This window comes from Dysgonomonas sp. 521 (assembly GCF_010501055.1).
In the GTDB taxonomy this organism is placed as follows: domain Bacteria; phylum Bacteroidota; class Bacteroidia; order Bacteroidales; family Dysgonomonadaceae; genus Dysgonomonas.
The window spans coordinates 1-1,682 of the sequence record NZ_QVMO01000207.1 but is presented as its reverse complement, the minus strand read 5'-3'; the positions used below and the strand labels follow the sequence as shown (position 1 = coordinate 1,682).

At 35.8% G+C, this 1,682-nt stretch carries 1 protein-coding gene; it reads right to left on the bottom strand.

The window, feature by feature from the left end:
• The coding region (locus D0T84_RS22145; RefSeq protein ID WP_163310085.1) for a tetratricopeptide repeat protein at positions 1-1,436 on the bottom strand (1,436 nt) is incomplete at its 3' end.
• Positions 1,437-1,682 lie beyond the last annotated feature (246 nt).

Here is a 1,682-nt window from a genome sequence, read left to right as displayed (position 1 = left end):
TTCATGTCCTGATAAAGCAAATCCCAGTTTAGGGAATCTTGCCCATACACGATTTCATTGAATACCTTTATCAGCCGGTGGTCTTGTTTGTTGTCTCCTTTTACATATTTTTCCAGTGTGGCTGCTTTTCGCAGTATATCGAAATGATGTAATAGCATGCTTCTCATATTATTTTCTTTTTCATCAAAGCTTTTTGACATTTCTATCAATTGCAATATCTTGTTCTCGGCTTCCAATATTTCATTTTCTTTTTCCAATGCATCTTTTTTGTGCTGGACAGACCTTTTGTAAAAGAATAACGCGATAATGCAAATGACAAAAAACAAGGAAGAGAAAATAAGCTGGGACTGCTGCTGTTTTATTTTCAATCGGTTATTTTCGTTCAGGAATTGTTCGTATTTATATTTTTTCTGTAGTTCCAATATCTCCGGATTCTTATTTTCATTAACAATGGTATGTAAGTTTTTTGCATATTCTTTATAATATGATAGTGCCTGTTTGTAATCCCGGCGTCCTTCTTCTATGTCCGACAATCCCCGGTATATACTGGTCAGGGTGACCAAATTGCCTTTGCTGCGGGCAAAGGTTAAAGATTTATCAATATAGAATGCAGCCGAATCCAAGATACCTTTTTTTATAAATGTTTTTGATAGGTTCAGGTATAGTTTCATCTGAAGAACACTATCTGCCGAATACTTCCCCGATTCTTTCACGTATTTGTTAGCTGTATCATATTCGCCGATTTCGCGGTATGTGACACCAAGGTTTAGAGTTGTATTGGCTATTTGCAAGCTGTCGTTAGCTATATGTGCCAAGTCTAAACATTTATTATAGTAATAAAACGCACTATCCCTGTTTGACATCCTTAAATATGAATCACCGACAAGACGATAGGATGCAGTTATATTTCTATAGTTTGTGGTCTTATGGAAATAATTAGCTGCCAAAAGAAAATAAGGTATAGATTTTGATTCTGAATATTGTTTCAGTAATATTTCCCCTATTGAGTACTGAATCAGTCCTTTCAGATTATTATCCTTTATTTTATCAATATATTCTTCTGCTTTAAGAAGTTCAGCCATTGCCTCTTTAAGCTTTTTCTGTTCGAATAGAACCTTGCCGCAATAATAGTAGGCTAGTGCAGTATAGTCCATATTATTTTCGTTCAGGTAGAAGTCCCTTACCTCGAAGATGACAGTATCGGATGTTATATCCTTATAGGCTTTGTATTTTGCCTGTATCTTCAGCAGGTTGTATCTGTGGAGAGGTTCGCCATTCAGCTTGCTGGGGGATATTGAGTCTAGTATCTTTAATGCACTGTCGGGGAAGAGAGGGGTAACCTGCTCGGCATGAGTCAGTATATTGTTGTAGTGAGTATTTTTGTTGCAAGAAAAGGACAGGAACAAAATGCAGATAAGTAAAGGAATGTGTTTCATAGCAATGTGTTTGTTGCAAATATAAAAAATAAGTGCGTATTGGCATTATCTATTTGTTAATTCATTGCAAGCAGAGAACTGCTAAACGATGCGAATAGTTACCAGAATTCAGATGTGTGTTATAATCTATTATAAATTAGTTTGTTATATTTTTTTATGGTCGGGAGTCGATGTATTCTTTGATGTTTCCCAGAGGTTCCACGCCTATTTTTTTTCGGATGGATGATCTTTTCATCTGCACTGTGT